This window comes from Flavobacteriales bacterium, from assembly GCA_013214975.1.
Lineage (GTDB): Bacteria > Bacteroidota > Bacteroidia > DT-38 > DT-38 > DT-38.
In genome coordinates this window covers 1-2,154 of record JABSPR010000246.1, presented here as the reverse complement: position 1 = coordinate 2,154, position 2,154 = coordinate 1, and the positions used below count along the sequence as shown (strand labels likewise).

General features: G+C 39.8%; 2 protein-coding genes. Both read left to right on the top strand.

Annotated features, from left to right (window positions below; translation table 11 throughout):
- Positions 1-553, top strand: a 553-nt coding sequence (locus tag HRT72_08075) for a T9SS type A sorting domain-containing protein (protein NQY67665.1), incomplete at its 5' end; no start/stop codon positions are given.
- Between the two features lie 202 nt (positions 554-755).
- A partial coding sequence (locus HRT72_08070; protein NQY67664.1) for an FAD-dependent oxidoreductase occupies positions 756-2,154 on the top strand: 1,399 nt, incomplete at its 3' end.

The window sequence follows — 2,154 nt, the reverse complement described above, 5'->3', positions numbered from 1 at the left end:
CTTATGGAGTTATGAGAATATAGGTGGAGTTATTCGTAGAGGTGGAGGTAGAAAAAACCGTGTATTAGGCGACATAGAAGTACCTGGCGATGTAAGTGCAACTTATACCGTTACTGTGTCTGACGATTTTGGTTGTAGTAATACTGGATCTGTTGACGTTATTTCCGATATCTGCTTGTGCTCACCTTCCAACGATGCCGAAGCAAAATCTTTGACAAATGCTTTTGATTTATCGGATGTTAGCGATAAGGAAATGGCTGAGATGGATAATGCTATTGCTGCCGAACAGGCATTCGTTGCAGGAGAGTTAACTGTTACGTTTGCACCAAACCCGTTTAGCGGACAAACCGATATGCGGGTAACAAAGAATGGTTCTATTGAGTCAATTGGTGTTGTGATCTATAGTGCAGATGGAAGATTGTCTTACTTGTCCGACAGCCACACCACCGAAGAGGTAATTGTACTGGACGATGAAGTTCTTCCTGGTGTTTCGATAGTTAAGATCACACATTCTGGCGACCCAGTATTTGTGCGAGTTGTTAAGCTTGAGTAAATAGTCGCTCTACAATTAATTGTAAATGGTCCTTTCGGTTGAGTTCAATCGAAAGGACCATTTTTTATCAGAGTCTATAGAAAAGAATGAAAATCTGATGTGCCAGACTTATTATGGTTCCCTTAGGGCATTTTTAAAAGTTGGGGTAATTAGAACGTTCGTTGTAACTTGAACCGGTTAACGTATTCTTATCTAAATAAAAATGGCAAAAATTACCAGACGAGATTTTATTAATGGGACTCTTATGGCTGCAGGAGCATCAGTTCTTCCTTCGGCTGCTTTCAGTAAAAACTTTTTGGATACCCTATCTCCAGAATATTATCCTCCTGCCTTAACAGGTTTAAGGGGTAGTCATCGGGGTTCGTACGAATCGGCTCATAAAAAGGCATGGACTAATGAGTCTGATTTTGGAAATACAGAAGTAGAGAATGAAGAATATGATGTTGTAATTGTAGGTGCTGGTATTAGCGGTCTTGCAGCAGCATACTATTATCAGAAAGAGCATGGAACAGATAAAAAAATTTTAATCTTAGATAACCACGATGACTTTGGGGGGCATGCAAAAAGGAATGAGCACACTATAAATGGAGAAACGGTTATCGGATATGGGGGCGCTCAGCCCATGGCAAATCCATCTAACTATGGCGAGAATACAAGAGAGTTATTAAGGGACTTGAAAGTCGATTACAAAAAGTTTGATGACTTTTTTGACGCTGGTCATTTCAAGAAACACGGATTAGAAACAGTTACCTATTTCGATAAGAAAACTTTTGGAGAGAATAAAATTGTCAAGTATCCAATATGTAAATATGGGTATACGATGGAAGGAATTGTTCCACCTTCCATCTCAGCAGTAGAAGCGGTTCAGCAAATGCCATTAGATGATAAGGCCAAAGAGCAACTCACGAAAATACTTTCCAATGAGATTGAATTGTTCCATGACTTATCGGCCCTGAAGAAATTGAGTTACGCACGCAAAACATCCTACTTTGATGCTTTAAAAGAATACTATGGGGTAACGCATCCTTTGGTGTTAAAGATGATGCGCAGCTTGACTTCGGATGGTACCGACATTGGTACAGATTGCCTAACAGCTATGGAAGCGTTGGAAGGTGGCGCACCCGGATTTTCTATAAAAGCGTTGGAAGATATTATTGGAGCCCGTAGAGTAGAGAAGTATTTTACCGGTGGAGATAAATACATTCATCATTTTCCGGATGGTAATGCTTCGGTTGCAAGATTACTCGTGCGCAGGTTAATTCCAGGTAGTGGGAAAGGCGATGATATGGAAGACATTGTTTTAGCAAGAATGAAATACGACTTACTCGATAACGAATCGAATAGCGTACGAATACGATTAAATAGTACGGTAGTTAAAGTGGAGCACGAAGGCGAGGCGAAGAAATCGCAACGGGTTTTGGTGAATTATATAAAAGAAGGAAAGTTATTTCAAGTAAAAGGAAAGAAGGTGATCTTGGCATGTTATAACATGATGATTCCTCATTTGGTAAGTGATTTGCCTGAACAACAAAAGTTAGCCCTTAAAGAAAATGTTAAAACACCGTTGGTATATACCACTGTGGGTTTAAAAAACTGGAGGG